Consider the following 23,790-nt stretch of genomic DNA (forward strand, 5'->3'; position numbering starts at 1 on the left):
ATACAAATGTATAAGAAAATCAAGAATGTGTGAAAGATGTTCCTCTCATACTTGGACCATAGTGGCCAGCCCAATATTCTCCAGAAACACTACCATGTTCAACATAGACACTAGATACAGAATCAATATTTGCAGACAGAGATAAAGTAGCCGTCTTCCAATCTCTAGACCAAGTACATTCTCCACCAATATCAATAACTCCTGTGGAATTTGCTTGTATTACAGAACCGGCAGAATCTAAAAGTTTCATGGTAAGATATACTTATCACCAAATCCACAGTATGTCTTTGAATATTCTTTAGATAAAACAAATGTAAAGTCGAATTTGAATATATCTGTTTTAAAGATGATGAAATTGGTATGATTTGACTTTTCTCATTCCATCTATGAAGTATGAAATCCATCAGAGTTGGCAGTCCATCCATCTCCACCATTGGAAATTATATTCCAAGCAGATAATGAATCAAGAGAGATTAAAATTTAACTAAGATTCGTATCTATTACGTAAACTGTCCTAGAGACCGGAATAGCGGTATTACCATAAGAGTCTGTAGCAGAGTAGTATATCGTATAACTACCCACTGCATTGGTGAATTCTTGACTATTTGAAATTACTGGAGAATTGTCATCTGTGGTAGCCACCAATTCTACATAACTTGTTCCAAGAATTAGAATTTATGAATTAACACCAACAAGAGTGATTATTGATGGAGTAGTATCTATAACAGACTTACTCAACATATACAGTATCGAGTTTGATATTATCAAACCAACCATTTAGATTTTGATTATAAATATTAAAACCATTTCTTATAGAGAGAGATATTATAATACTATCAGAATTGTTTACATAGGGATAGATGTCTTGGGAAAATAATCTCCAACCAGTCTCTGGTACTCCAGAGGTAACAATAGTTGAATATAATGAATCGAAAGTAACAGAATCATATATTGTAAGGGATATAATATCGTTACCCGGATTTGCCTCTATTTTATAATCAAAAGATAATACCAGTACATCACTTGCCTCAGATATATTAATTGTTTTTTGAGATCCAAAATTGCTAGAATTAAATGTTATTGTATTCTCATAAATATGTAGAGAGCCGCCATGTTCTGAATCATGAGATGTTGTAAAGCTGGAACTTCCAATATGTTCCCAATCTTCAGTTGTAGAGGTAAAAGTATAATGATATAGTGTAATGGTATCTACCACATTTACTGTTCTAACTACCTGAGTGGCATCATTTCCTACCAAATCTGTAGAATCATAATAAATTGAATAGGTTCCTATGGCATCTATAAATTCAGTATTGTTTATTACTATTGGAGAACCATCATCAGTCATAGCACCTAATTCCACATAGCCGTATCCGAGACTTGTGTTTTGAGGATTATTTCCGAATAGAGTAATTACGGGTTCACTGATATCAGGCATGACCTCTAATAGTATATTATCAAACCAATTTTGCTGTCTGTGTTGTAAAAGCCAAGAATCATGAAATAATAACTTGATAGTTATAGAATTGTGGTCAGCCACATATGAATCAAGATTGATATTAAATGATCTCCATTCTGTGTCAAGATATTTTCCATGAACAAGATATTCAACATATAAGAGCTCATTCGTGAGAGAATCATATACTGCAATTCTTGAATTTGTTACTGAAGAATCAGTAATAGTTGCTTTTACTCTAAAATCAAGTGAAAGTAAGAGAATCATTATATAATACAAAATTTTCAGATGATGCATATGGGATAGTAATATTTTTTTCAATTCCTGCCATTGTATACACATCTTCACCAAAAACATGTGCAGAACCACCATGCTCAGAGCTATGAATTGCTTGATATCCTGTATCACCAAAGAATTGCCAATCATCGAGTGTAGAATCAAATGTATCATTAAGTAAAAGTGTATACAGAATAGGCAGATCTCGAATGATTACAGTTCTATTTACCAGAGACTCAATATTCCCAGAATCACCTATTGTATAATAGATCACAGTATAGTTGCCAAGTGTGTTGGTATCTACAGATGAGTCATTTATAGTAATAATAGAATTATCATTTGTGGTAGCACCAAGTTCAGTATAGTTTAAGCCTTGCTCTATTATTTGCGGATTGTTACCGATAAGAGTGATTATTGGTGGAGTAGTATCTATAACAGGCTCAACATATACAGTATCGAGTTTGATATTATCAAACCAACCATTTAGATTTTGATTATAAATATTAAAACCATTTCTTATAGAGAGAGATATTATAATACTATCAGAATTGTTTACATAGGGATAGATGTCTTGGGAAAATAATCTCCAACCAGTCTCTGGTACTCCAGAGGTAACAATAGTTGAATATAATGAATCGAAAGTAACAGAATCATATATTGTAAGGGATATAATATCGTTACCCGGATTTGCCTCTATTTTATAATCAAAAGATAATACCAGTACATCACTTGCCTCAGATATATTAATTGTTTTTTGAGATCCAAAATTGCTAGAATTAAATGTTATTGTATTCTCATAAATATGTAGAGAGCCGCCATGTTCTGAATCATGAGATGTTGTAAAGCTGGAACTTCCAATATGTTCCCAATCTTCAGTTGTAGAGGTAAAAGTATAATGATATAGTGTAATGGTATCTACCACATTTACTGTTCTAACTACCTGAGTGGCATCATTTCCTACCAAATCTGTAGAATCATAATAAATTGAATAGGTTCCTATGGCATCTATAAATTCAGTATTGTTTATTACTATTGGAGAACCATCATCAGTCATAGCACCTAATTCCACATAGCCGTATCCGAGACTTGTGTTTTGAGGATTATTTCCGAATAGAGTAATTACGGGTTCACTGTTATCAGGCACGACCTCTAATAGTATATTATCAAACCAATTTTGCTGTCTGTGTTGTAAAAGCCAAGAATCATGAAATAATAACTTGATAGTTATAGAATTGTGGTCAGCCACATATGAATCAAGATTGATATCAAATGATCTCCATTCTGTGTCAAGATATTTTCCATGAACAAGATATTCAACATATAAGAGCTCATTCGTGAGAGAATCATATACTGCAATTCTTGAATTTGTTACTGAAGAATCAGTAATAGTTGCTTTTACTCTAAAATCAAGTGAAAGTAAGAGATCATTATATAATACAAAATTTTCAGATGATGCATATGGGATAGTAATATTTTTTTCAATTCCTGCCATTGTATACACATCTTCACCAAAAACATGTGCAGAACCACCATGCTCAGAGCTATGAATTGCTTGATATCCTGTATCACCAAAGAATTGCCAATCATCGAGTGTAGAATCAAATGTATCATTAAGTAAAAGTGTATACAGAATAGGCAAATCTCGAATGATTACAGTTCTATTTACCAGAGACTCAATATTCCCAGAATCACCTATTGTATAATAGATCACAGTATAGTTGCCAAGTGTGTTGGTATCTACAGATGAGTCATTTATAGTAATAATTGAATTATCATTTGTGGTAGCACCAAGTTCAGTATAGTTTAAGCCTCGCCCTATTATTTGCGGATTGTCACCGATAAGAGTGATTATTAGTGGAGTAGTATCTATAACAGGCTCAACATATACAGTATCGAGTTTGATATTATCAAACCAACCATTTAGATTTTGATTATAAATATTAAAACCATTTTTTATAGAGAGAGATATTATAATACTATCAGAATTGTTTACATAGGGATAGATGTCTTGGGAAAATAATCTCCAACCAGTCTCTGGTACTCCAGAGGTAACAATAGTTGAATATAATGAATCGAAAGTAACAGAATCATATATTGTAAGGGATATAATATCGTTACCCGGATTTGCCTCTATTTTATAATCAAAAGATAATACCAGTACATCACTTGCCTCAGATATATTAATTGTTTTTTGAGATCCAAAATTGCTAGAATTAAATGTTATTGTATTCTCATAAATATGTAGAGAGCCGCCATGTTCTGAATCATGAGATGTTGTAAAGCTGGAACTTCCAATATGTTCCCAATCTTCAGTTGTAGAGGTAAAAGTATAATGATATAGTGTAATGGTATCTACCACATTTACTGTTCTAACTACCTGAGTGGCATCATTTCCTACCAAATCTGTAGAATCATAATAAATTGAATAGGTTCCTATGGCATCTATAAATTCAGTATTGTTTATTACTATTGGAGAACCATCATCAGTCATAGCACCTAATTCCACATAGCCGTATCCGAGACTTGTGTTTTGAGGATTATTTCCGAATAGAGTAATTACGGGTTCACTGTTATCAGGCATGACCTCTAATAGTATATTATCAAACCAATTTTGCTGTCTGTGTTGTAAAAGCCAAGAATCATGAAATAATAACTTGATAGTTATAGAATTGTGGTCAGCCACATATGAATCAAGATTGATATCAAATGATCTCCATTCTGTGTCAAGATATTTTCCATGAACAAGATATTCAACATATAAGAGCTCATTCGTGAGAGAATCATATACTGCAATTCTTGAATTTGTTACTGAAGAATCAGTAATAGTTGCTTTTACTCTAAAATCAAGTGAAAGTAAGAGATCATTATATAATACAAAATTTTCAGATGATGCATATGGGATAGTAATATTTTTTTCAATTCCTGCCATTGTATACACATCTTCACCAAAAACATGTGCAGAACCACCATGCTCAGAGCTATGAATTGCTTGATATCCTGTATCACCAAAGAATTGCCAATCATCGAGTGTAGAATCAAATGTATCATTAAGTAAAAGTGTATACAGAATAGGCAGATCTCGAATGATTACAGTTCTATTTACCAGAGACTCAATATTCCCAGAATCACCTATTGTATAATAGATCACAGTATAGTTGCCAAGTGTGTTGGTATCTACAGATGAGTCATTTATAGTAATAATAGAATTATCATTTGTGGTAGCCCCAAGTTCAGTATAGTTTAAGCCTCGCCCTATTATTTGCGGATTGTCACCGATAAGAGTGATTATTAGTGGAGTAGTATCTATAACAGGCTCAACATATACAGTATCGAGTTTGATATTATCAAACCAACCATTTAGATTTTGATTATAAATATTAAAACCATTTTTTATAGAGAGAGATATTATAATACTATCAGAATTGTTTACATAGGGATAGATGTCTTGGGAAAATAATCTCCAACCAGTCTCTGGTACTCCAGAGGTAACAATAGTTGAATATAATGAATCGAAAGTAACAGAATCATATATTGTAAGGGATATAATATCGTTACCCGGATTTGCCTCTATTTTATAATCAAAAGATAATACCAGTACATCACTTGCCTCAGATATATTAATTGTTTTTTGAGATCCAAAATTGCTAGAATTAAATGTTATTGTATTCTCATAAATATGTAGAGAGCCGCCATGTTCTGAATCATGAGATGTTGTAAAGCTGGAACTTCCAATATGTTCCCAATCTTCAGTTGTAGAGGTAAAAGTATAATGATATAGTGTAATGGTATCTACCACATTTACTGTTCTAACTACCTGAGTGGCATCATTTCCTACCAAATCTGTAGAATCATAATAAATTGAATAGGTTCCTATGGCATCTATAAATTCAGTATTGTTTATTACTATTGGAGAACCATCATCAGTCATAGCACCTAATTCCACATAGCCGTATCCGAGACTTGTGTTTTGAGGATTATTTCCGAATAGAGTAATTACGGGTTCACTGATATCAGGCATGACCTCTAATAGTATATTATCAAACCAATTTTGCTGTCTGTGTTGTAAAAGCCAAGAATCATGAAATAATAACTTGATAGTTATAGAATTGTGGTCAGCCACATATGAATCAAGATTGATATTAAATGATCTCCATTCTGTGTCAAGATATTTTCCACGAACAAGATATTCAACATATAAGAGCTCATTCGTGAGAGAATCATATACTGCAATTCTTGAATTTGTTACTGAAGAATCAGTAATAGTTGCTTTTACTCTAAAATCAAGTGAAAGTAAGAGATCATTATATAATACAAAATTTTCAGATGATGCATATGGGATAGTAATATTTTTTTCAATTCCTGCCATTGTATACACATCTTCACCAAAAACATGTGCAGAACCACCATGCTCAGAGCTATGAATTGCTTGATATCCTGTATCACCAAAGAATTGCCAATCATCGAGTGTAGAATCAAATGTATCATTAAGTAAAAGTGTATACAGAATAGGCAGATCTCGAATGATTACAGTTCTATTTACCAGAGACTCAATATTCCCAGAATCACCTATTGTATAATAGATCACAGTATAGTTGCCAAGTGTGTTGGTATCTACAGATGAGTCATTTATAGTAATAATTGAATTATCATTTGTGGTAGCACCAAGTTCAGTATAGTTTAAGCCTCGCCCTATTATTTGCGGATTGTCACCGATAAGAGTGATTATTGGAGGAGTAGTATCTATAACAGACTCAACATATACAGTATCGAGTTTGATATTATCAAACCAACCATGTGGATGTAGACTATAAATATTAAGACCATTTACTATAGAGAGAGATATTATAATACTATCAGAATTGTTTACATAGGGATAGATGTCTTGGGAAAATAATCTCCAACCAGTCTCTGGTACTCCAGAGGTAACAATAGTTGAATATAATGAATCGAAAGTAACAGAATCATATATTGTAAGGGATATAATATCGTTACCCGGATTTGCCTCTATTTTATAATCAAAAGATAATACCAGTACATCACTTGCCTCAGATATATTAATTGTTTTTTGAGATCCAAAATTGTGAGTACTATATACATCTATTTTATTCTCATAAATATGTAGAGAGCCACCATGTTCTGAATCATGAGATGTTGTAAAGCTGGAACTTCCAATATGTTCCCAATCTTCAGTTGTAGAGGTAAAAGTATAATGATATAGTGTAATGGTATCTACCACATTTACTGTTCTAACTACCTGAGTGGCATTATTTCCTACCAAATCTGTAGAATCATAATAAATTGAATAGGTTCCTATGGCATCTATAAATTCAGTATTGTTTATTACTATTGGAGAACCATCATCAGTCATAGCACCTAATTCCACATAGCCGTATCCGAGACTTGTGTTTTGAGGATTATTTCCTAATAGAGTAATTACGGGTTCATTGTTATCAGGCATGACCTCTAATAGTATATTATCAAACCAATTTTGGTGTTCGTATCGTTCATACCAAGCATCACGAAGTAGTAACTTGATAGTTATGGAATTATGGTCAGCCACATATGAATCAAGATTGATATTAAATGATCTCCATTCTGTGTCAAAATAATTGCCACGAACAAAATATTCATAATATAAGAGCTCATTCGTGAGAGAATCGTATACTGCAATTCTTGAATTTGTTACTGAAGAACCAGTATGAGTTGATTTTGCTCTAAAATCAAATGAAAGTAAGGAATCACCATCTAATACAAAATTTTCAGATGATGCATATGGGATAGTAATATTTTTTTCAATTCCTACCACTTTATTCACAGCCTTACCAAACATATATGCAGAACCACCATGCTCAGAGCTATGAGTTGCTTGATATCCTGTAACACCAAAGAATTGCCAATCATCGAGTGTAGAATCAAATGTATCATTAAGTAAAAGTGTATACAGAATAGGCAAATCTCGAATGATTACAGTTCTATTTACCAGAGACTCAATATTCCCAGAATCACCTATTGTATAATAGATCACAGTATAGTTGCCAAGTGTGTTGGTGTCTACAGATGAGTCATTTATAGTAATAATTGAATTATCATTTGTGGTAGCCCCAAGTTCAGTATAGTTTAAGCCTCGCTCTATTATTTGCGGATTGTCACCGATAAGAGTGATTATTGGTAGAGGTGAAGGAGGAAGCGAGTTGGTAGTTATTTTTCGTATATTGGTGTAGGTGGAAACATATAGGTTCCCACTAGAGTCAAGTTCTAGTCCAAACGGGTAGCGGAATGTGGCATTTAATGCAGGTCCATCAAGACTTCCACGAGCACCGGTACCTGCAAAAGTAGATACAGTACCGTTGGAATATATGATTCGGATTTTATTGTTACCGGTGTCTGTAACATATAGATTTCCACTAGAGTCAAGTTCTAGTCCAATCGGGTAGTGGAATGTGGCATTTAATGCAGGTCCATCAAGACTTCCATGACCACCGGTACCTGCAAAAGTAGATACAGTACCGTTGGAATATATGATTCGGATTTTATGGTTACTAAAATCTGCAGCATATAGGTTCCCACTAGAGTCAAGTTCTAGTCCAAACGGGTAGCGGAATGTGGCATTTAATGCAGGTCCATCAAGACTTCCACTAACACCGGTACCTGCATAGGTAGATACAGTACCGTTGGAATATATGATTCGGATTTTATGGTTACCGGTGTCTGTAACATATAGATTTCCACTAGAGTCAAGTTCCAGTCCACGCGGGTGGTTGAATGTGGCATTTAATGCAGGTCCGTCAAGACTTCCACTAACACCGGTACCTGCATAAGTAGATACAGTACCGTTGGAATGTATGATTAGAATTTTATGGTTACGATAATCTGTAACATATAGATTTCCACTATGACCAAGTTTTATTCCATATGGAGTAAAAGATGCATCTAATGCCCTACCATCTACATAAGTAGATACAGTACCGTTGGAATATATGATTCGGATCTTTCTATTAGAGAAATCTGCAACATACATATCTCCATTAGTATCAAGTTCTATATCATAGATATTATTAAACGTAGAGTTTAATGCAGAGTCATCAATATCACCACGTGTATCAGTACCTGCAAAAGTAGAAACGAAAGGAATAGTCTCTGAGGCATTTGCATATGATATACCAAACAAAAGTATAGTGAATATTAAACCAAGTGTGCATAGATGAGACATGAAATTAGACGCAAATTAAACTATTTAAGTATAAAATAATACTGGCATAATTGCAGATATTACACATATAAATCCAAAATTTTTGTAAAATTTACAAATAAAGTAAATACTAACGTGAATATATAATATGTATATCATCACATATTGTGTATCGTATCATCAAAATAGATAATCAGTGCTACTCACTTACGCATGATAATATAGATTAGATTTTTAACCATGATTATACAAATAATTAAACAATGGAATCTGCCGTATATGTCAATGTGTCTACAACAGACTATGAAAATGCATCAAATAAAATCAAAACAGTACTAACTCATGCACAAGAGATGACACATGGGGAGGATAGATTTGTAATTACAGATTCAGAATTTGCGTTTGGATGGCATTTTTTTGTAGTTGGGGTTAGCATTTCTCTAGTACAAAGATTGATGCAACAAATGGGTGATGATTTCCAGAGATTAAAAGGCAAAGGCACAGATGAAAAATTTTTGACATGGATGAAAAACATGATTGGAGATGTACCTAGATTAAAGATTGAATTAAAAGAAAAGATGGAAAGTAGTAAATTTGGTATATTTTAGATTTTTTTGCAGTATAACAAGACATAGTCAATGCTTCCATCTCTATACAAATTTTTCATCTTTTTCATAGAAGTGGACAATATTGGTTTCAGATACCAAGGATATTTAGATTTTATATCATTCCACAGTTGTTTTTCATTTTTTAAATAATAATCAGACATTGGAGTATAGACGTAATTACCAATATCAAATGAATCTATAATTTTAAAATTATTATCTTGTACTAGTTGAAGTAAATGTTGTTTTGTATAGTGTTCAGACAGCCATGTGAAAGACAATATTCCCATTTTACAAAAATTTACATCAACGGTTACAGGTATTGCAATAGATAACATACCATCATTCTTCAATATTCGATAAGATTCTGAAAAGAAATTATTCAGAGGTTTAAAGTGTTGAGCAGATTCAAATGCAAACACATGATCCACCGATTCGCTAGAGAAAGGCAATAAAGTAGATGTAGCATTTATTTGATTAAATGAATTACTAGTATGTTTTAATTCTGATACGTTAATATCAACACAGTGTATCTGTAATGATGTTTGTAAATTATTCCAAATACTGACTGGAACACCAAATCCACTTCCTATATCTACAATATGCTGATTTGGTTTCAATGATGTATGTTGTGCAAAAATTTTGCACAAGGATCTTTGTGCTTCTAGTGGTGTAGTAGAGTGATCATCCCAGTATCCAAAATTCAGCATTGTACTGCCAGTGGATAAACACATAACATCGGATAGATAATTGTAGAGATGTATGGTATCAAGTTCATTTCTTCGTAAAATCCAAAACAAAACATCAAGACCTAGCATATCAATTACTCTAAATATTTGAATTTTAAATCTTATATGGTGTGATTATACTCAGCAGACAATTAAGAGGCCTGCGAGGGGAATCGAACTCCTGCCAAAGGATCCACAATCCTCTATACTACCACTATACTACGCGGGCCACATTATACACCATTAGACAAACTAGTATTAATCTAACCTATGACACAATCTTTAGATTTATTATTAGTCAATAGTAAATATGCATATGAAATCAAAGGGCTGGTGGATTGCTATGGCTGTAACCGTAATTCTAACGTGGGCCGGAGCTGAATTACCTCATACCGTTCAAATAGAATCACATAGGTTAAATTTGAATCATATTCATTATACATGATTTGAAACGGGAATTCTTTACACATAGGCTAAGACATCACAGAGCATCACATGATACGCCACCAAAGATAATACACACTATTTCAGGACAGGAATTTATTTGGACAGATATGCAAAATCCGAATAAAGAGGATTTGGAAGAAATTAGTAAGAAATACAATTTAAACGAATTGAATGTGGAGGATTGTATCACAAAATCAGAATTGGCAAAGCTTGATCATTACGATGATCATTTCTTTGCGATATTACATTTACCTCCAATCACACCAAAAAAAAATTTGCCAAGACACAATCAATTAGCAATATTTGCGGGAAGAAATTTTCTAATCACAGTACATAATGGTGATTTAGAACAGATAAAAAATGTTGCACGTATGTGTGAGAATGAAACAAAAATGAAAGAAAAATCGATATTGTTGGGAGATACACCATGGCCTTTATTGTATAAAATCTTAGATGTTTTGGTAGATGATTTATTACATGCTATGAGAAGAGTGTTGGGCAATCTTGAAGAGATTGAAGAGATTGTATTTAGTGAGGCACAGTCTGCTGCGCGTGATATTCTTGTTCTACGACGAGATATTAGTACACTGAAAAGAATTGTGCATCCATTAAAGAGATTTATACAAGAAATTGCATATAACGTAAAAAAATATACCGATGATAACCAGAGTGATTTAACACTATACTTTGATGATATAATTGATCATATAGACAAGGTACTTGAGTCCCTCGAAGAGGCTAAAGAGACGATGGAAATCTACAAAGATACAGATTTCACTCTTGGTACAGAGAAGACAAATAGAGTACTTGCCATACTCACGATGATATTCACACTAGGCATACCTGCTACCATACTAGGTACATTTTATGGTATGAATGTACCAATACCAGGAGTCGGTGCAGAGTTGGGAATTTTAGGCGAGTATACGACATTTGTACTAGTAATAATGACTTCAACAATCCCTGCAGGATTTATGCTGTTATACTTTAGAAAGGCAGGTTGGATATAGAGAAATATTAGACCTAGATACATTCATCACATTCTTTAGGGCATCTAGTGTTTTTGTTTTACTAATGTTGAATCTTGTTTGGGTTGCATTCGGTAGCCCTCTAGTAAAACGCATTGCATGACCTTTGATTAATGATAATTTAATATTGTAAATAGCGGCATATTCAAGATATTCAAAAAATGCAGATAATTGATTGTTAGAATCATATTTCAAATATGTACCGGTCTCTAGATAATCGTTTATTTGTTGAAATATGAAAGGATTGCTCATTGCGCCTCTGCCAATCATGACATAATCACACTTTGTGTATTGTATCATTTGTTTGGCATCTTCTGGTGTGCATATATCACCATTACCAACAATTGGAATTTTAACAGATTCTTTAAGTTCTTTTATCATATCCCAATTTGCTTTACCAGAATATTTCTGACTTACTGTACGTGGATGTAGTGTCAACATTGATACACCTGCATCTTGTGCTATTTGAGCAATTTCTAAAAACAGATGATCATTACTACTATTCACACCCGTACGCATTTTGAGAGTGATTGGTCTGTCAGTGGACGATACAAGTGTTTCTAGAATTTTTCTAGTAAGACTTGATTCTTGTAGTAGGCAGCCGCCGGCCATCTGTTGAGTAATGTGGGGTGCAGGGCAACCCATGTTATAATCTATAATATCAAAATGTGGTGATACAATTTTGGTAGCCTTTGCAAGAGATTCAACATCAGAGCCGAATAGTTGAACAGATATTGGACGTTCTTTATCAGAGAATTGTAAAAATTTCTGTATATCATGGAATTTTTCATATTGATGGATTATACCATGAATACTTGTAAGTTCAGTTACTACTAGTGACGCTCCCATCTTTTTGCATAATAATCGTAAAGCAGGATCGCTGACTCCTGCCATAGGAGCGAGGAACGCACGTCCTGTAAATCGTGGTAGTGACATTATATAAAAACACCAATCTACCAATAATAGTGTAGATTATTCATCAAAACATACATTATACAATGATGACTCATCATAATTAATATGAGTTGTTCCGGAGAGATCATATCTGAAGAAGAAGAATTAATTCAGATAAAATCTAGTATTGTAAATCAACTTAAAAAAGCAAAGTATGGAGTTGCAGATCATTCCACAGTAGGATTATGCCATTGGACAAAAAAAGCATTTAGGGGAGAAGGTAATTGTTACAAACATAAATTTTATGGAATATCAACACATCAATGCATGGAGTTTTCACCAGCTGGAATGCATTGTGAAAATAGATGTGTATATTGTTGGAGACCAATGGAGTTTTACGATTCCATGAAAATGAATCCAGAACAAGTTGCAGAACCAGAAGTTATAATGATAAAACTTATGGAAGAGAGAAGAAAATTAATCGTTGGACATTATGGTAATGAGAAATGTGATAAAAAATTAATAGATGAATCACTTTTACCAAGTCATTATGCAATATCATTATCAGGTGAACCTACAATGTATCCAAAATTACCAGCTCTGATAAAATATTTGAAATCACTAGAGGCTACCAAATCAATATTTCTAGTTACAAATGGACAGGAACCAGACATGATACAAAGATTACAAGATGAAGACGCCATGCCAACACAACTATACCTTTCATGTAATGCGCCAGATAAAGATACGTTTATGAAAATTAACAGACCACGATATGAGGATTCATGGGAGAGATGGAATGAGACGTGTGACATGTTGAAAAGTCTGGATACACGCACAGTTTTACGCATCACATTGATTCGCAATTTTAACACAGATAAAGAGATGATAGAGCCGTTTGCTCATCTATTGAATAATTCTCAAGCAAATTTCATAGAATTGAAATCATATATGCACATAGGAAGATCTACAGGTAGATTGGAGCATGAAGATATGTTATTCATGGAAGAAGTACGTGATTTTGCATCCCAAATTGTACAAAATAGTTCAGATTATGCAGTAATGGATGAAAGTGAAATATCAAGAATAGTTGTATTACAAAATATAAAAAAAGTCACAAATCGCTGGATTGCCGCATACGCACAAACCACTTAGCAAAAGATCTAAACGCCATGTATCTGTGTGATATTTCGTTTTTATCAATCTGCGAATATGTTTTATTTTTACCAACGGGTATGAATATTGGATCATAACCCCAGCCACCGCGAGACTCTTTCATAGATATATGCCCATGCTCGACAGAGCGAAATAATTTAACAGTTTTCCCATTATTACAATATCCAACAACAAATCTAAATGACGCTTTACGATTTTTACCATGTAATAATTTCAAAATTCCTTTATTCCCTATGGTAGAATAGACATATTTAGAGTAGGGACCAGGAAACCCATTCAACGAGTCTACAAATAGACCGTCATCCTCTATTACAACAGGATTTGATAATTTATCATACGCAAATAATGCTTTTTGTTTGGCAATTTCGTTGGAATTGTCAGATTGTATCTCTTGTAGTGTTATTCGTTTACGACCAAGTCGTATATCATATTTAGACAAGATGATCTTCGCCTCTGCAAATTTAAACTTGTTAGATGTTGCAAATATTATATCAAACGACTGTTGCATACCTTCCACGACCCTCAATGATTAATAATTGATTCAAAACTTTGTCCATAGATGTTGATGTGGAGGAATATCCGGACAAAAATCGTTTCCAGGCTTTTTCCATAATTCTCGTATGTGAACTGGCAAGTATTTCTTTGAATATACGCAGATCAATGGCATGATCATTGGAGCGATGAGTTTTAGTCGCAAGTCCAAAATCAATTGCAAATATTTTATCTTTATTTAGAATAAAATTACTGGTCGTAAAATCACCATGAGTGATGGAATTACTATGTAGTGTGCCAACAATACGTCCAATATCTTTACAGTGTTTAATCAAAGTTAAATCAGGTAAATCAAACAATCTCGAGCCAGATATGTATTGAATAATAATTGTATAATCAAGTGGGGATACAAGATACACTAGAGGAGCATATATGCCCAAGGATTTGACGTGTGATAATATTGCAGCTTCGCGCAATGTACGTTGTTTACGTATTTTAAAATCCAGATACTTGTTGCGATATTTTTTGGCCTTGCGCATCTTGAGAATGGCTTTTTTGCCATTCCAGGTTGTATAGTATAAATCGCCTTCTGCTCCCTTGAAGAATAGTCTCAATGCTTTCTGTTAGATGATTTGTTATTTTTGTTTTGACCTGTATTTCTTGCAAGAATTGATGATCTACTAGACAATTTGGCAACAGCGTTGGTAACTAGTTTGGTCTGCTGATTTATAATTTTATTATATTTATCAAGCATTTTCTTTCTTTGATTAATCATGCTAGATTGATTTTTAAAACCTGCTGAACCCTGTGAGATTCGTATCCTGGCAGATTCTGTAGGGGTCAAATTTTTCATTATTGATAATATAACTTTAGGATTTGGAGAACTAGTAGCCTTGGATATTTGTGATGCTGTTAACTGATGTAAGGATACTCTCTTAGAATGAGCAAGACCTACCAATTTACCAGATATTTGGTGAGCAGTACGAAATGGAATTCCTCTAGTGACTAGTTGCTCGGCAAGATCCAGTGCCACTAGATGACCAGATGTAGCAGCATCATTCATATTTTTTTTGTTTATGTGTATAGTTTGAAATACAAAAGCAAGTATGGTTAACGCGCCTATAGAGATTTGTGATGCATCAAAGATAGATGATTTCATTTCTTGTAGATCGCGACTATATCCAGTTGCAAGACCCTTGGTTGTACTCAATACAGCAAGTAGTAGACCAAATGTTTTTGCAGCTTTACCACGAGTCAGCTCTAAAATGTCAGGATTTTTTTTCTGTGGCATTACACTAGACGGTGATGAAAAATTATCAGACAACTCTACAAATGAAAACTCATCAGATGACCAAAGTACAATGTCTTCTGCAATTCTACTCAGATTACTCATAAGTATACTAGATACAGAGACAAATTCTACTGCAACGTCTCGACTACTTGTAGCATCAATAGAATTTTCAACAATTCCATCAAATCCAAGCATGGTAGAAACAGATTTACGATTTATTGGTAAACTAGTGCCTCCAATTGGTCCGGCCCCCAAGGGATTTTTATTAATTCTAGAGTAAACACCAAGTAGTCTATCAAGATCACGAAATAGTATATCAACTTGAGCTAAAAGATAGTGCGAGAACACGCCTACCTGTGCCTTTTGCATATGAGTGTATAATGGGAAAATTGTTTTTGTGTGTAATTTTGCCAATCCAAGTAGAATCTTTATCAAATTAGCAATACAGTCAGCTCGGATGTTGGCATCATCTCGTATCTTTAATCTAATATCCAAAGACACTTGATCATTTCTAAATCTTGCAGTATGCATCTTTCCGCCACTGCTAGAGCCGGCACGTTTTATCACTAGATATTCAATTAATTCGTGGATGTCTTCAGAATCAGTATTATTTGTTAAATGACTATTTGTAATGCCATTAAGGGCAGATAAAATTTTCTTCAAATCTACCTTTGTAAGGAGATTCTGCTCATAGAGCATGATTACATGTGCCTTACTGCCAAGTATATCATAATGTGCTATATTGAGATCATCAGATAAAGAAGAGACATAATTTAATGCGTTCTTCTCTATACCTCGAAGCATACGAGCACGATACATTAATTTGATTTATAAAATGCTCATATATAGGTCTGAATGAGTTAAATCATGAGTCAAGAAGTAAAACAATTACGTGTAAAGATATTTGATGAATTATCTAAAATTGTAGATCCAGAAATAAACACATCAATAACTGATCTAGAACTGATAGATGAGGTAGACATTAACGAAAAGGATGTCAAAGTAGATTTACATCTTACCAGTCCATTTTGTCCAGCGGTGTTTGGATTTAAAATTTGTCAGGACGTGCATGACAACCTGTTAAACATTGATGGTGTTGATGATGTACAGGTAAATGTGTCAAATCATTTTATGGCAGAACAGATCAATAATCAGGTAAATAATAGCCCAAAACCAAAAAAGTCTTAGATACGTTTCTTTATACCAAGCATATATCCTCGAAGAAATTGAATCCCCATAGCCGGATCCACTCCTTTAGGACATACTTGACTACAGGAACCTGCAAAATGACATCTCCAAATCCCATGAGAGTCATCTAATACTTTTAGTCTATCATCTTTTCCAGAATCCCTAGTGTCTGCCATGTATCTATACGCTTGTGCTAATGCCTGTGGACCAAGAAATGTAGAATCAGTTGCCATGGTAGGGCATGCAGAATTGCACAGACCACATTTTATACAATTTGCAAATTGGATATACTCTTCTACTTGTTCTGGTGACTGGAGAGACTCTTTAGTGCCAACAGAGATGTCAGCATCTTCACCAATGATATAGGGTTTTATTTTACGATGTTTCTCAAACGTTTGCTCAAAATCAACAGCTAAATCTCTAATAACAGGATAGTTTTGCATTGGTTCAACTTTGACTACATCAGAGTCTAATTCAGAGATTTTAGTAAAGCAGGCTAGACGCGGTTTCCCATTAATCATCATACCACATGAACCACATGAGGCTTGTCTGCAAGAATATCTTACACCTATAGAGTGATCATGATTCTGTTTAGCATCCAAGAGTACATCAAGAACAGTTGTCCAAGGCTTGTATTGGATAGAAAATTCATCAAAACTATTAGGTTTATTCTCTGCACGATTAAATCTAGATACAGATAGAGTAATCATTTCTGACATTATACTATCCCCATGCTAACGAGTAATATAGTTCTAGAACCATATGCAATAACACCAAGCATTGCAGCTAAACATCCAATGGATACTGCTTTTTCATATTTGGGTCCTTGTTTGAGTTCAATGAGAATCACACGCAGACCATTAAAACCATGTATGGATATTAGTATAAGGATAAGTTCCAACAGGCCAGCATAAGGAAGAAATTTATAATTTGCAATTACATTTTCATATTCTAATGATTGTGAAAATCCCTGAGTCACTCGAAATAAGATGTGAACTCCCACAAGGGCCACAGCTGCTAGTGCAGTTATGTAGTGTATCTTTATTATAGTACTCTCTCTCATATCACTCACCGAATAGTACCGTCAAACCATAAACCATAGCTGCACATGCCAGTACAATAGATGAGTAAATTCCAATTTTGTGTCTTGCATTTTGCGATTGTGGAGTATAGGGATAGTCTGGTCTTGCCGGTGTGCCAACACCAAATCCAGAATGACCCAACATTACACGAATTCCATTAACAGTGTGAAACACACACATTCCAATTATTACTGTAAGAAATATGTGACCCTCTACTGTCTGTGTCATTGCAAGTACAGAATCCCAACCTGCCCGACCACGTAAAATATTACTAGTCTCGTAAATATGCGCCACAAAATATCCTAGGAGCCCAAGACCGGATAGTCGCATCATCCAATACGCAACACGTTCTATACCATATCGTCTTGGATTTGCCATTCCCTTGATTCCTGCGTTATTAGTCATCAGTATTTTCTCTCCACAGGCTGATATGTTGTTATCGTGACCGGATGCTTTTTCATTAGTGGCTCGTCTGCAGGATTGTAATATGCAAGTGTGTGATGCAGAAAGTTGGCATCATCTCTACTTGGATAGTCAGTTCTAGCATGTGCTCCACGAGATTCTTTTCTATTAATGGCCCCAAGTAAAACTACTTCAGCTACTCTAAACATAGAATCAAGCTCCATAACATGAACAAAATTTGTATTATACTCTTTTGCAGAATCATCAACATGTTTCCATGTCTCTTTGTACAATTCACGGATATGTTTGAGACCTTGAATTAAATCATTACCATTTCTATATACATATGCCTTGTCGTTTAATGTATCAGTAAGTTGTTGTCGAATTTCGTATGGATTAACATCTCCACTACCACGAAAAATCCCATCATAAATTCTCTTTTCTTCATTTGCAACTAAATTATGTGGCCATTGTTTTGCAGGAACGCCTTTTTCAATATATTCAGCTGCTGATTTACCAGTGATTTTTCCCCAGACAAGACATTCAGATGTAGAATTTGCGCCAAGGCGATTAGAGCCATGAGTACTATTACAAGATGCCTCGCCGGCCGTCCATACACCTTGCAGTTCAGTTGCGCCATCAATGTTAGAGTGTATTCCACCCATCATATAGTGACACACGGGACGTACCTCTAGTGGTTCTTGTGATGGATTTATGCCAGAAAATTTTAATGATATCTCACGTATGGCTCCAAGTTTCTCTTTAATGACCGAATCTCCAATATGCCTCAAGTCTAACTGCATACAAGAGACGCCAGTTTCATGTGTAAATCCACGACCCTCTTTAATCTCGGACATTATAGCTCGTGAAACGATATCTCTAGGTGCAAGCTCCATCTTGGATGCGGCATATTTTTTCATAAATCTCTCATTATCTTTATTCAAAAGATATGCTCCCTCACCTCGTGCACCTTCAGTTATTAGTATTCCAGAGGGCAGAATTCCAGTTGGATGAAATTGAACAAACTCCATATCTTTCAGTGCAAGTCCTGCTCTATACGCCATATCAATTCCATCAGGAGTTGACGATAACGCATATGTAGAATAACTGTAAATTCGTCCAGCACCGCCAGTAGCTATGATGAGTGCCTTGGCACGTATGGCATAAAATGTTCCATTTGACAACTCGATTGCAGTAACACCCATAAAAGTTTGACCGTCATGAATGATAGATGTGACATACCATTCATTTAGATATTCAATGTTGTCAAATTTTTGACAAGTATCGTATAATGTTTGCATCTCAAAGAATCCTACCTTATCTGATGCGTATGTCACTCTTGGATAACTATATCCTCCAAAGTTTCTTTGACCAATACGACCATCTTTTCTTCTAGACCAAGGCATTCCCCAGTGTTCAAGTTGATATATTTCATGTGGCATTTCATTACACAAGCGCTCAGCAACATCTTGATCAGCTAAAAAATCACTACCCTTTACTGTATCATAAATGTGAGACTCTATCGTATCTCCCTCTTCGGGGAATAGGTCCTCGGCAGTACCTCCTTCTGCAGACACAGAGTGAGAACGCATGACTTGGACTTTTGAGATTACTGCGATCTTCATAGTACGATTCACTCTTGCCGCCTCAATTCCAGCTCGAAGTCCTGCTAGACCAGAGCCTACAATCAATAAATCATAATCAATTGTTTGTACCATGATATCATATATTTTAGAAATTAGATAAATATGTTTAAAGCTGATAATTACCAAACATTAAAAACGATATATAGTGAATTGTATCTATTCAGAGATTAATCTGATGTGCTGGGCCGGTCGTCTAGACTGGTAGGATACGCCCTTGGCATGGGTGAGATCGAGGGTTCAAATCCCTCCCGGTCCATTTATTGTGAATTCAATTTCTTCACTATCCATCATTCATGGACTTTACAAAGATGAATCATTAATAACGAGAATAAAATGTGAAAATTATAAAATCGTATATCTGTTTATGATTAATTAAAAGTGTCAGCGTTGCTATTCCCACTTCAGACTTTTCTGTCCTGCAGGACAACCCTGACGGTATGAACATAACTCGTCATATCTAACTTATAAGTTCTCACATCTTACTAGTTTCTATTCACAACCCAATTTTATAACTATAACTAGAGAATTAAATTTTTAAATTTGTTATTTTAATTCGCTCTTTTGTTTCACAGATTTATGTAAAATATACAATTTTTGTATAACATCTATAAATTGAATTCTATTACTTGCTATAATCATACAGGTCATGATTTAATTTTGAGAATTTTGTGTTGTAATACCAAAGTGTAATACGTGGATCGTGATATTTGTTATTTTTTTATAATGATTATGAAAGAAATGTTCACTTTTATACATCAGAATTTAAAAATTGTTAAAGTTAAACTATTACATGATAAACGTGCACAAAACTGTTCTGTAAGATATAGTAAATATACAGCAGAAATTACAAGATTTATCATAAGACATATAACAGAAGTTGGCTATATAGTATAATGGAATTAGTTTATGCAAAGAGTGATCATGGTAAATTAGAGTGTGAAAGCGTTACTACCCCACATAGAATAGAGGCTACTAATGGAAAAATATATGCTGTAAAATTTCCACCATGTCATGAACCCAATTCAAATTTCAATGAATATTTAGGATCATGCTTGGCAAAAAATCTAAAGATTTCAGTATTAGAACCATACATTATGAAATTGGATGCTGATTTCATAGATAACGCAGATGAGATTCGTAAAAGAGGTATACTCCCAGGAAAATATTTTGCCACTTTGTTTATAGAGGATGCTTATAATTTAGTAGACTATGAAGAATCATCAGATATAATTAATTTATCAGAAGTATCAAAATTTATTGTATTTGATGTGTTTATCCACAATACGGATAGACATGGTAGAAACATCATGATTATACCTACTAGTGAATCGAATAAAGCATCATACAAGTATGTGTTAATTGATCATGGTCGCTGTTTCGAAATATGTGATGGTAAATTACCATATGTTGCACAAAAAATACAATGGCAAACTAAATATGTGAATATCAGGGATATACGAAATAGTGCAGAAGATATATCAGAAAATGTCACACCATATAGAATCGATATTATTTATGAGAACATAAGATATTCTGATGTCAACATGAATCATTCCACAGTGTTAAAAAATGAACTCACGAATAGAGATTCATTAAAGATAATTAATGCAATAGATGAAAGGAATGGACATTTATTTGCTGATGGGATTTAAAATGAATACTTATAATTTTACAATCGCACGATTTGTACCAAATACTATAAGAAATGAGCCAGTCAACATAGGAGTTGTAATAACAGATAATAAATCAAATGAGAGCTTTGGAAAATTTGTTGAACTTGATACTGTTAAACATGAAGTTGGTTCATTTAACACAAAAATGATAAATCATATAATATCAAAATTAGATGGAAAAAAAACAGTAAAAATTGAATTAGAAGAATTATCAGGTATATCGAATAAATTGCAATTTACGTCACGTAGGGCAACAAAGGATCAGAACATTCATGATGCAGCAAATAATATTTTTAACCAATACATTAGCATTGCAAAACAAAGAGAAACGCAAACACCTAAATCAAATATAAAAATGTTAGATACGATTAAAGAGAAACTCAATAGTACTTTTAATCCGGAACTTATACGCACTAAGTATACAATAGGAAGAAAAATGTGGAAATTTTCGGTAGATTTTGGCATAGTTACATCTGACAGAGAAAATCTAATTCACGGATTCAATTATAAAGAGAAAAAAACAATTTTGAAAGAATCATTGTATAGAGCTAGAGCTTTGGAAGAAGCACAACATGAGAATAAAAATATATCTGCAAGTATGATTGTAGAAACACCAAAAAAAGATGATGAAATGTTAGAGTGCTTTAATTTTGCAAAAGAAAAATTAGAGAATGCATCGTGGGAAATAGTCGAATTGAAAGATATGGATAATCATATAGAAAAAATTAAGAAATTATACATGTCTGTGTAATTAAAATTCTATGATTAATATCACATTTAACAAGCAAGTTTCTTAGTTTTTGTTAGAACAATAGTTAGTTTTCAATATGATAGTTAGAATGTTACTTAATTTTATATTAATGCAGTTGGTTCATTAATATTTTTTAGAATATTCAACATATCAGAATCTGCATCTTGTGATAGAGTAATCATTTCATCTGATGTTGGAGTATATTGTAACAATTTGCAAGACCAGACTGCGCTTTTTCTTGTGTTAATATCAACATCATTAAAAGAATTAACTAGTATTGGAATTATATCATTGGATTCTAATCGTCCTAGTGCGCCTAGAGCACAACTACGTACTTCAGAATTAGAATCAGATACTAGTGATTGTATCTGTAGGATAAATCTAGAATCATTTCGATTACCAAATAATAGAACACATGCAGATTTGATGTTTTTAGAATTAGATTTCAAACCTTCAAGAAGGGGAATAGAGATATCATGTGAATTTACCATTAATGAACAAAAAGCTTCACCTCGTACACGAATATCAGAGTCATCAAGACACGATATCATTAAATTTTGAATATCAGTATTCTCAGTATCAATTAGTGTAGATATCAAGGTAATTTTGTCATCAGAGGAACCACCAGATAAAATTTGAACAGGATCAGTCATTATTATTAATACAATTAATGAGCGTATTAGATTTAAATTAACCAAAGCGGCGTAATGAATTAATGGCAGACATGAATACAGATACAGAACAATCCGGAATGGAATCATCTGAGAATACAGAGAATAGAACAGAAAATACACAGAATAGAACTGAGAATAGAACAGAAAATCGTGATACAGTATTCATCGGTAAGAAACCACTTATGGCATATGTTACATCTGCACTCATACAACTTGCAAACACACCAGTAGTGCATATAAAGGCAAGAGGAATGAGCATAGCACGTGCAGTAGATGTGGCTCAGATCATATCTCGTAAAACCACAGATAGTTCTGGATACAGCATAGGACAGATTAAAATCGGTTCTGAAACACTAGAATCAAATGACGGCAAGACTAGAAATGTCTCTACAATAGAGATCGAAGTAAAAAGAAATTCCTAGATACCGTTTTTGTATTTTTTTAATTTTTATTATTTAATTTGCCATATTTGGTTTCAAGCTTTTTGAATTTAGGTAAATCAACAATTTTATTAAATTGATCAAAATCTACAAGTGGTGTTTTACCAGTATGACCAGTTTTTTTAAGCTCAGACAATACACTCAAAGTTGCTTGAGTGTTTGCAAATAAGATAGATAATGGATATAATATTACATTAAATCCCATTTTAGTCAATGTATTGGCAGAACTTAGTGGTGTACGACCACCTTCGATCATATTTGCTACCAGAGGAGCATTTATTGATCTACCAATTTTTTTCATTTCATCTAGAGATTGAGGAGCTTCGATAAAGATTGCATCTGCCCCACTTTT

General features: G+C 33.8%; 23 protein-coding genes and 2 tRNA genes. 9 read left to right on the top strand and 16 right to left on the bottom strand.

What is annotated here, in order from left to right:
• Positions 1–19: 19 nt before the first annotated feature.
• The 4 genes from R1F52_01865 to R1F52_01880 form a co-directional block, all read right to left on the bottom strand.
• Positions 20–250: a hypothetical protein gene (locus R1F52_01865; protein WOV93399.1), complete on the bottom strand. Its 231-nt coding sequence runs from the start codon at positions 248–250 to the stop codon at positions 20–22.
• 230 nt (positions 251–480) lie between these two features.
• Positions 481–675 carry a DUF5011 domain-containing protein gene (locus tag R1F52_01870; GenBank protein WOV93921.1) on the bottom strand — a complete coding sequence of 65 codons (195 nt, stop codon included), beginning with the start codon at positions 673–675 and terminating at the stop codon, positions 481–483.
• 55 nt (positions 676–730) lie between these two features.
• The gene (locus R1F52_01875) at positions 731–1,723 is read right to left on the bottom strand and encodes a hypothetical protein (GenBank protein ID WOV93400.1); all 993 of its coding nucleotides are present in this window, start codon (positions 1,721–1,723) and stop codon (positions 731–733) included.
• Entirely contained in the window at positions 1,701–8,942 is a 7,242-nt protein-coding gene (locus R1F52_01880) for a DUF5011 domain-containing protein (protein WOV93401.1), read from the bottom strand. The genes R1F52_01875 and R1F52_01880 overlap by 23 nt, the downstream gene beginning before the upstream one ends.
• A 242-nt stretch (positions 8,943–9,184) precedes the next feature.
• Here R1F52_01880 and R1F52_01885 point away from each other — a divergent pair, with 242 nt between their 5' ends.
• The gene (locus R1F52_01885; GenBank protein WOV93402.1) at positions 9,185–9,529 is read left to right on the top strand and encodes a hypothetical protein; all 345 of its coding nucleotides are present in this window, start codon (positions 9,185–9,187) and stop codon (positions 9,527–9,529) included.
• Here the strand turns inward: R1F52_01885 and R1F52_01890 are convergent.
• Together R1F52_01890 and R1F52_01895 are read right to left on the bottom strand one after the other, a co-directional pair.
• Positions 9,526–10,344: a class I SAM-dependent methyltransferase gene (locus R1F52_01890; protein WOV93403.1), complete on the bottom strand. Its 819-nt coding sequence runs from the start codon at positions 10,342–10,344 to the stop codon at positions 9,526–9,528. The two genes, R1F52_01885 and R1F52_01890, sit on opposite strands and share 4 nt — an antisense overlap.
• Before the next feature lie 67 nt (positions 10,345–10,411).
• Positions 10,412–10,484, bottom strand: a tRNA-His gene (locus R1F52_01895).
• A gap of 86 nt (positions 10,485–10,570) precedes the next feature.
• Here R1F52_01895 and R1F52_01900 point away from each other — a divergent pair.
• Entirely contained in the window at positions 10,571–10,699 is a 129-nt protein-coding gene (locus R1F52_01900; protein ID WOV93404.1) for a hypothetical protein, read from the top strand.
• A 1-nt stretch (position 10,700) separates the two neighbouring features.
• Positions 10,701–11,711 carry a magnesium transporter CorA family protein gene (locus R1F52_01905; GenBank protein ID WOV93405.1) on the top strand — a complete coding sequence of 337 codons (1,011 nt, stop codon included), beginning with the start codon at positions 10,701–10,703 and terminating at the stop codon, positions 11,709–11,711.
• Here the strand turns inward: R1F52_01905 and dusB are convergent.
• Positions 11,682–12,665 (bottom strand): tRNA dihydrouridine synthase DusB, encoded by a 984-nt coding sequence (gene dusB / locus R1F52_01910; protein ID WOV93406.1) that lies wholly within the window; start codon positions 12,663–12,665, stop codon positions 11,682–11,684. The genes R1F52_01905 and dusB overlap by 30 nt on opposite strands.
• A gap of 84 nt (positions 12,666–12,749) precedes the next feature.
• Here dusB and twy1 point away from each other — a divergent pair, with 84 nt between their 5' ends.
• The gene (twy1, locus tag R1F52_01915) at positions 12,750–13,778 is read left to right on the top strand and encodes a 4-demethylwyosine synthase TYW1 (GenBank protein ID WOV93407.1); all 1,029 of its coding nucleotides are present in this window, start codon (positions 12,750–12,752) and stop codon (positions 13,776–13,778) included.
• Here the strand turns inward: twy1 and rdgB are convergent.
• Genes rdgB through argH form a run of 3 tightly spaced genes read right to left on the bottom strand, consistent with a single transcriptional unit; the run spans position 13,738 to position 16,386 of the window.
• Complete coding sequence (rdgB, locus tag R1F52_01920; protein WOV93408.1) at positions 13,738–14,307, bottom strand: RdgB/HAM1 family non-canonical purine NTP pyrophosphatase; 570 nt, start codon at positions 14,305–14,307, stop codon at positions 13,738–13,740. The two genes, twy1 and rdgB, sit on opposite strands and share 41 nt — an antisense overlap.
• A complete protein-coding gene (locus R1F52_01925) occupies positions 14,291–14,905 on the bottom strand; it encodes a KEOPS complex kinase/ATPase Bud32 (protein ID WOV93409.1) in 615 nt (204 codons plus the stop codon). The genes rdgB and R1F52_01925 overlap by 17 nt, the downstream gene beginning before the upstream one ends.
• Positions 14,902–16,386: an argininosuccinate lyase gene (argH, locus tag R1F52_01930; protein ID WOV93410.1), complete on the bottom strand. Its 1,485-nt coding sequence runs from the start codon at positions 16,384–16,386 to the stop codon at positions 14,902–14,904. The genes R1F52_01925 and argH overlap by 4 nt, the downstream gene beginning before the upstream one ends.
• A gap of 63 nt (positions 16,387–16,449) precedes the next feature.
• On the opposite strand from argH, the gene R1F52_01935 reads away from it, so the two are divergent.
• A complete protein-coding gene (locus R1F52_01935; protein ID WOV93411.1) occupies positions 16,450–16,770 on the top strand; it encodes an iron-sulfur cluster assembly protein in 321 nt (106 codons plus the stop codon).
• Here the strand turns inward: R1F52_01935 and R1F52_01940 are convergent.
• From R1F52_01940 to R1F52_01955, 4 genes are read right to left on the bottom strand one after another with little or no spacing between them, the layout of a single operon-like run.
• On the bottom strand, positions 16,767–17,489 hold the full coding sequence (locus R1F52_01940; GenBank protein ID WOV93412.1) for a succinate dehydrogenase/fumarate reductase iron-sulfur subunit: 723 nt from the start codon (positions 17,487–17,489) through the stop codon (positions 16,767–16,769). The genes R1F52_01935 and R1F52_01940 overlap by 4 nt on opposite strands.
• Entirely contained in the window at positions 17,489–17,833 is a 345-nt protein-coding gene (locus R1F52_01945; GenBank protein WOV93413.1) for a succinate dehydrogenase, read from the bottom strand. Before R1F52_01945 ends, R1F52_01940 begins: the two co-directional genes overlap by 1 nt.
• Position 17,834: 1 nt before the next feature.
• Entirely contained in the window at positions 17,835–18,257 is a 423-nt protein-coding gene (locus R1F52_01950; protein WOV93414.1) for a succinate dehydrogenase, read from the bottom strand.
• A complete protein-coding gene (locus R1F52_01955) occupies positions 18,257–19,972 on the bottom strand; it encodes an FAD-binding protein (protein WOV93415.1) in 1,716 nt (571 codons plus the stop codon). The genes R1F52_01950 and R1F52_01955 overlap by 1 nt, the downstream gene beginning before the upstream one ends.
• Positions 19,973–20,082: 110 nt before the next feature.
• Here R1F52_01955 and R1F52_01960 point away from each other — a divergent pair.
• The 3 genes from R1F52_01960 (at position 20,083) to R1F52_01970 (ending at position 22,324) form a co-directional block, all read left to right on the top strand.
• A tRNA-Ala gene (locus R1F52_01960) sits at positions 20,083–20,156 on the top strand.
• A gap of 637 nt (positions 20,157–20,793) precedes the next feature.
• On the top strand, positions 20,794–21,552 hold the full coding sequence (locus tag R1F52_01965) for a HipA family kinase (GenBank protein WOV93416.1): 759 nt from the start codon (positions 20,794–20,796) through the stop codon (positions 21,550–21,552).
• Between the two features lies 1 nt (position 21,553).
• Positions 21,554–22,324 carry a DUF3037 domain-containing protein gene (locus R1F52_01970; protein ID WOV93417.1) on the top strand — a complete coding sequence of 257 codons (771 nt, stop codon included), beginning with the start codon at positions 21,554–21,556 and terminating at the stop codon, positions 22,322–22,324.
• Positions 22,325–22,425: 101 nt separating this feature from the next.
• Here the strand turns inward: R1F52_01970 and R1F52_01975 are convergent, their stop codons facing one another.
• Entirely contained in the window at positions 22,426–22,977 is a 552-nt protein-coding gene (locus R1F52_01975; GenBank protein WOV93418.1) for a HEAT repeat domain-containing protein, read from the bottom strand.
• A 185-nt stretch (positions 22,978–23,162) separates the two neighbouring features.
• Between R1F52_01975 and R1F52_01980 the strand changes: the two genes are divergently transcribed.
• Positions 23,163–23,420 carry a DNA-binding protein gene (locus R1F52_01980; protein ID WOV93922.1) on the top strand — a complete coding sequence of 86 codons (258 nt, stop codon included), beginning with the start codon at positions 23,163–23,165 and terminating at the stop codon, positions 23,418–23,420.
• Positions 23,421–23,439: 19 nt separating this feature from the next.
• On the opposite strand, the gene R1F52_01985 is transcribed toward R1F52_01980, so the two are convergent.
• Entirely contained in the window at positions 23,440–23,739 is a 300-nt protein-coding gene (locus R1F52_01985; protein WOV93419.1) for a hypothetical protein, read from the bottom strand.
• Positions 23,740–23,790 lie beyond the last annotated feature (51 nt).

It is taken from the genome of Nitrosopumilaceae archaeon AB1(1), from assembly GCA_033471095.1.
Classification (GTDB): Archaea; Thermoproteota; Nitrososphaeria; order Nitrososphaerales; family Nitrosopumilaceae; genus Nitrosoabyssus; species Nitrosoabyssus spongiisocia.

Excerpts from the sequence above, each read along its gene's own strand:
- R1F52_01875 (WOV93400.1), bottom strand. The coding sequence starts at position 1,723 with ATGATTCTCTTACTTTCACTTGATTTTAGAGTAAAAGCAACTATTACT.
- argH (WOV93410.1), bottom strand. The coding sequence starts at position 16,386 with ATGCTTCGAGGTATAGAGAAGAACGCATTAAATTATGTCTCTTCTTTA.
- R1F52_01985 (WOV93419.1), bottom strand. The coding sequence starts at position 23,739 with ATGAAAAAAATTGGTAGATCAATAAATGCTCCTCTGGTAGCAAATATG.
- R1F52_01890 (WOV93403.1), bottom strand. The coding sequence starts at position 10,344 with ATGCTAGGTCTTGATGTTTTGTTTTGGATTTTACGAAGAAATGAACTT.
- R1F52_01885 (WOV93402.1), top strand. The coding sequence starts at position 9,185 with ATGGAATCTGCCGTATATGTCAATGTGTCTACAACAGACTATGAAAAT.
- R1F52_01965 (WOV93416.1), top strand. The coding sequence starts at position 20,794 with ATGGAATTAGTTTATGCAAAGAGTGATCATGGTAAATTAGAGTGTGAA.
- R1F52_01945 (WOV93413.1), bottom strand. The coding sequence starts at position 17,833 with ATGAGAGAGAGTACTATAATAAAGATACACTACATAACTGCACTAGCA.
- R1F52_01940 (WOV93412.1), bottom strand. The coding sequence starts at position 17,489 with ATGTCAGAAATGATTACTCTATCTGTATCTAGATTTAATCGTGCAGAG.
- R1F52_01970 (WOV93417.1), top strand. The coding sequence starts at position 21,554 with ATGAATACTTATAATTTTACAATCGCACGATTTGTACCAAATACTATA.
- R1F52_01975 (WOV93418.1), bottom strand. The coding sequence starts at position 22,977 with ATGACTGATCCTGTTCAAATTTTATCTGGTGGTTCCTCTGATGACAAA.
- R1F52_01950 (WOV93414.1), bottom strand. The coding sequence starts at position 18,257 with ATGACTAATAACGCAGGAATCAAGGGAATGGCAAATCCAAGACGATAT.
- R1F52_01955 (WOV93415.1), bottom strand. The coding sequence starts at position 19,972 with ATGGTACAAACAATTGATTATGATTTATTGATTGTAGGCTCTGGTCTA.
- R1F52_01900 (WOV93404.1), top strand. The coding sequence starts at position 10,571 with ATGAAATCAAAGGGCTGGTGGATTGCTATGGCTGTAACCGTAATTCTA.
- R1F52_01865 (WOV93399.1), bottom strand. The coding sequence starts at position 250 with ATGAAACTTTTAGATTCTGCCGGTTCTGTAATACAAGCAAATTCCACA.
- R1F52_01935 (WOV93411.1), top strand. The coding sequence starts at position 16,450 with ATGAGTCAAGAAGTAAAACAATTACGTGTAAAGATATTTGATGAATTA.
- dusB (WOV93406.1), bottom strand. The coding sequence starts at position 12,665 with ATGTCACTACCACGATTTACAGGACGTGCGTTCCTCGCTCCTATGGCA.
- rdgB (WOV93408.1), bottom strand. The coding sequence starts at position 14,307 with ATGCAACAGTCGTTTGATATAATATTTGCAACATCTAACAAGTTTAAA.
- R1F52_01880 (WOV93401.1), bottom strand. The coding sequence starts at position 8,942 with ATGTCTCATCTATGCACACTTGGTTTAATATTCACTATACTTTTGTTT.
- twy1 (WOV93407.1), top strand. The coding sequence starts at position 12,750 with ATGAGTTGTTCCGGAGAGATCATATCTGAAGAAGAAGAATTAATTCAG.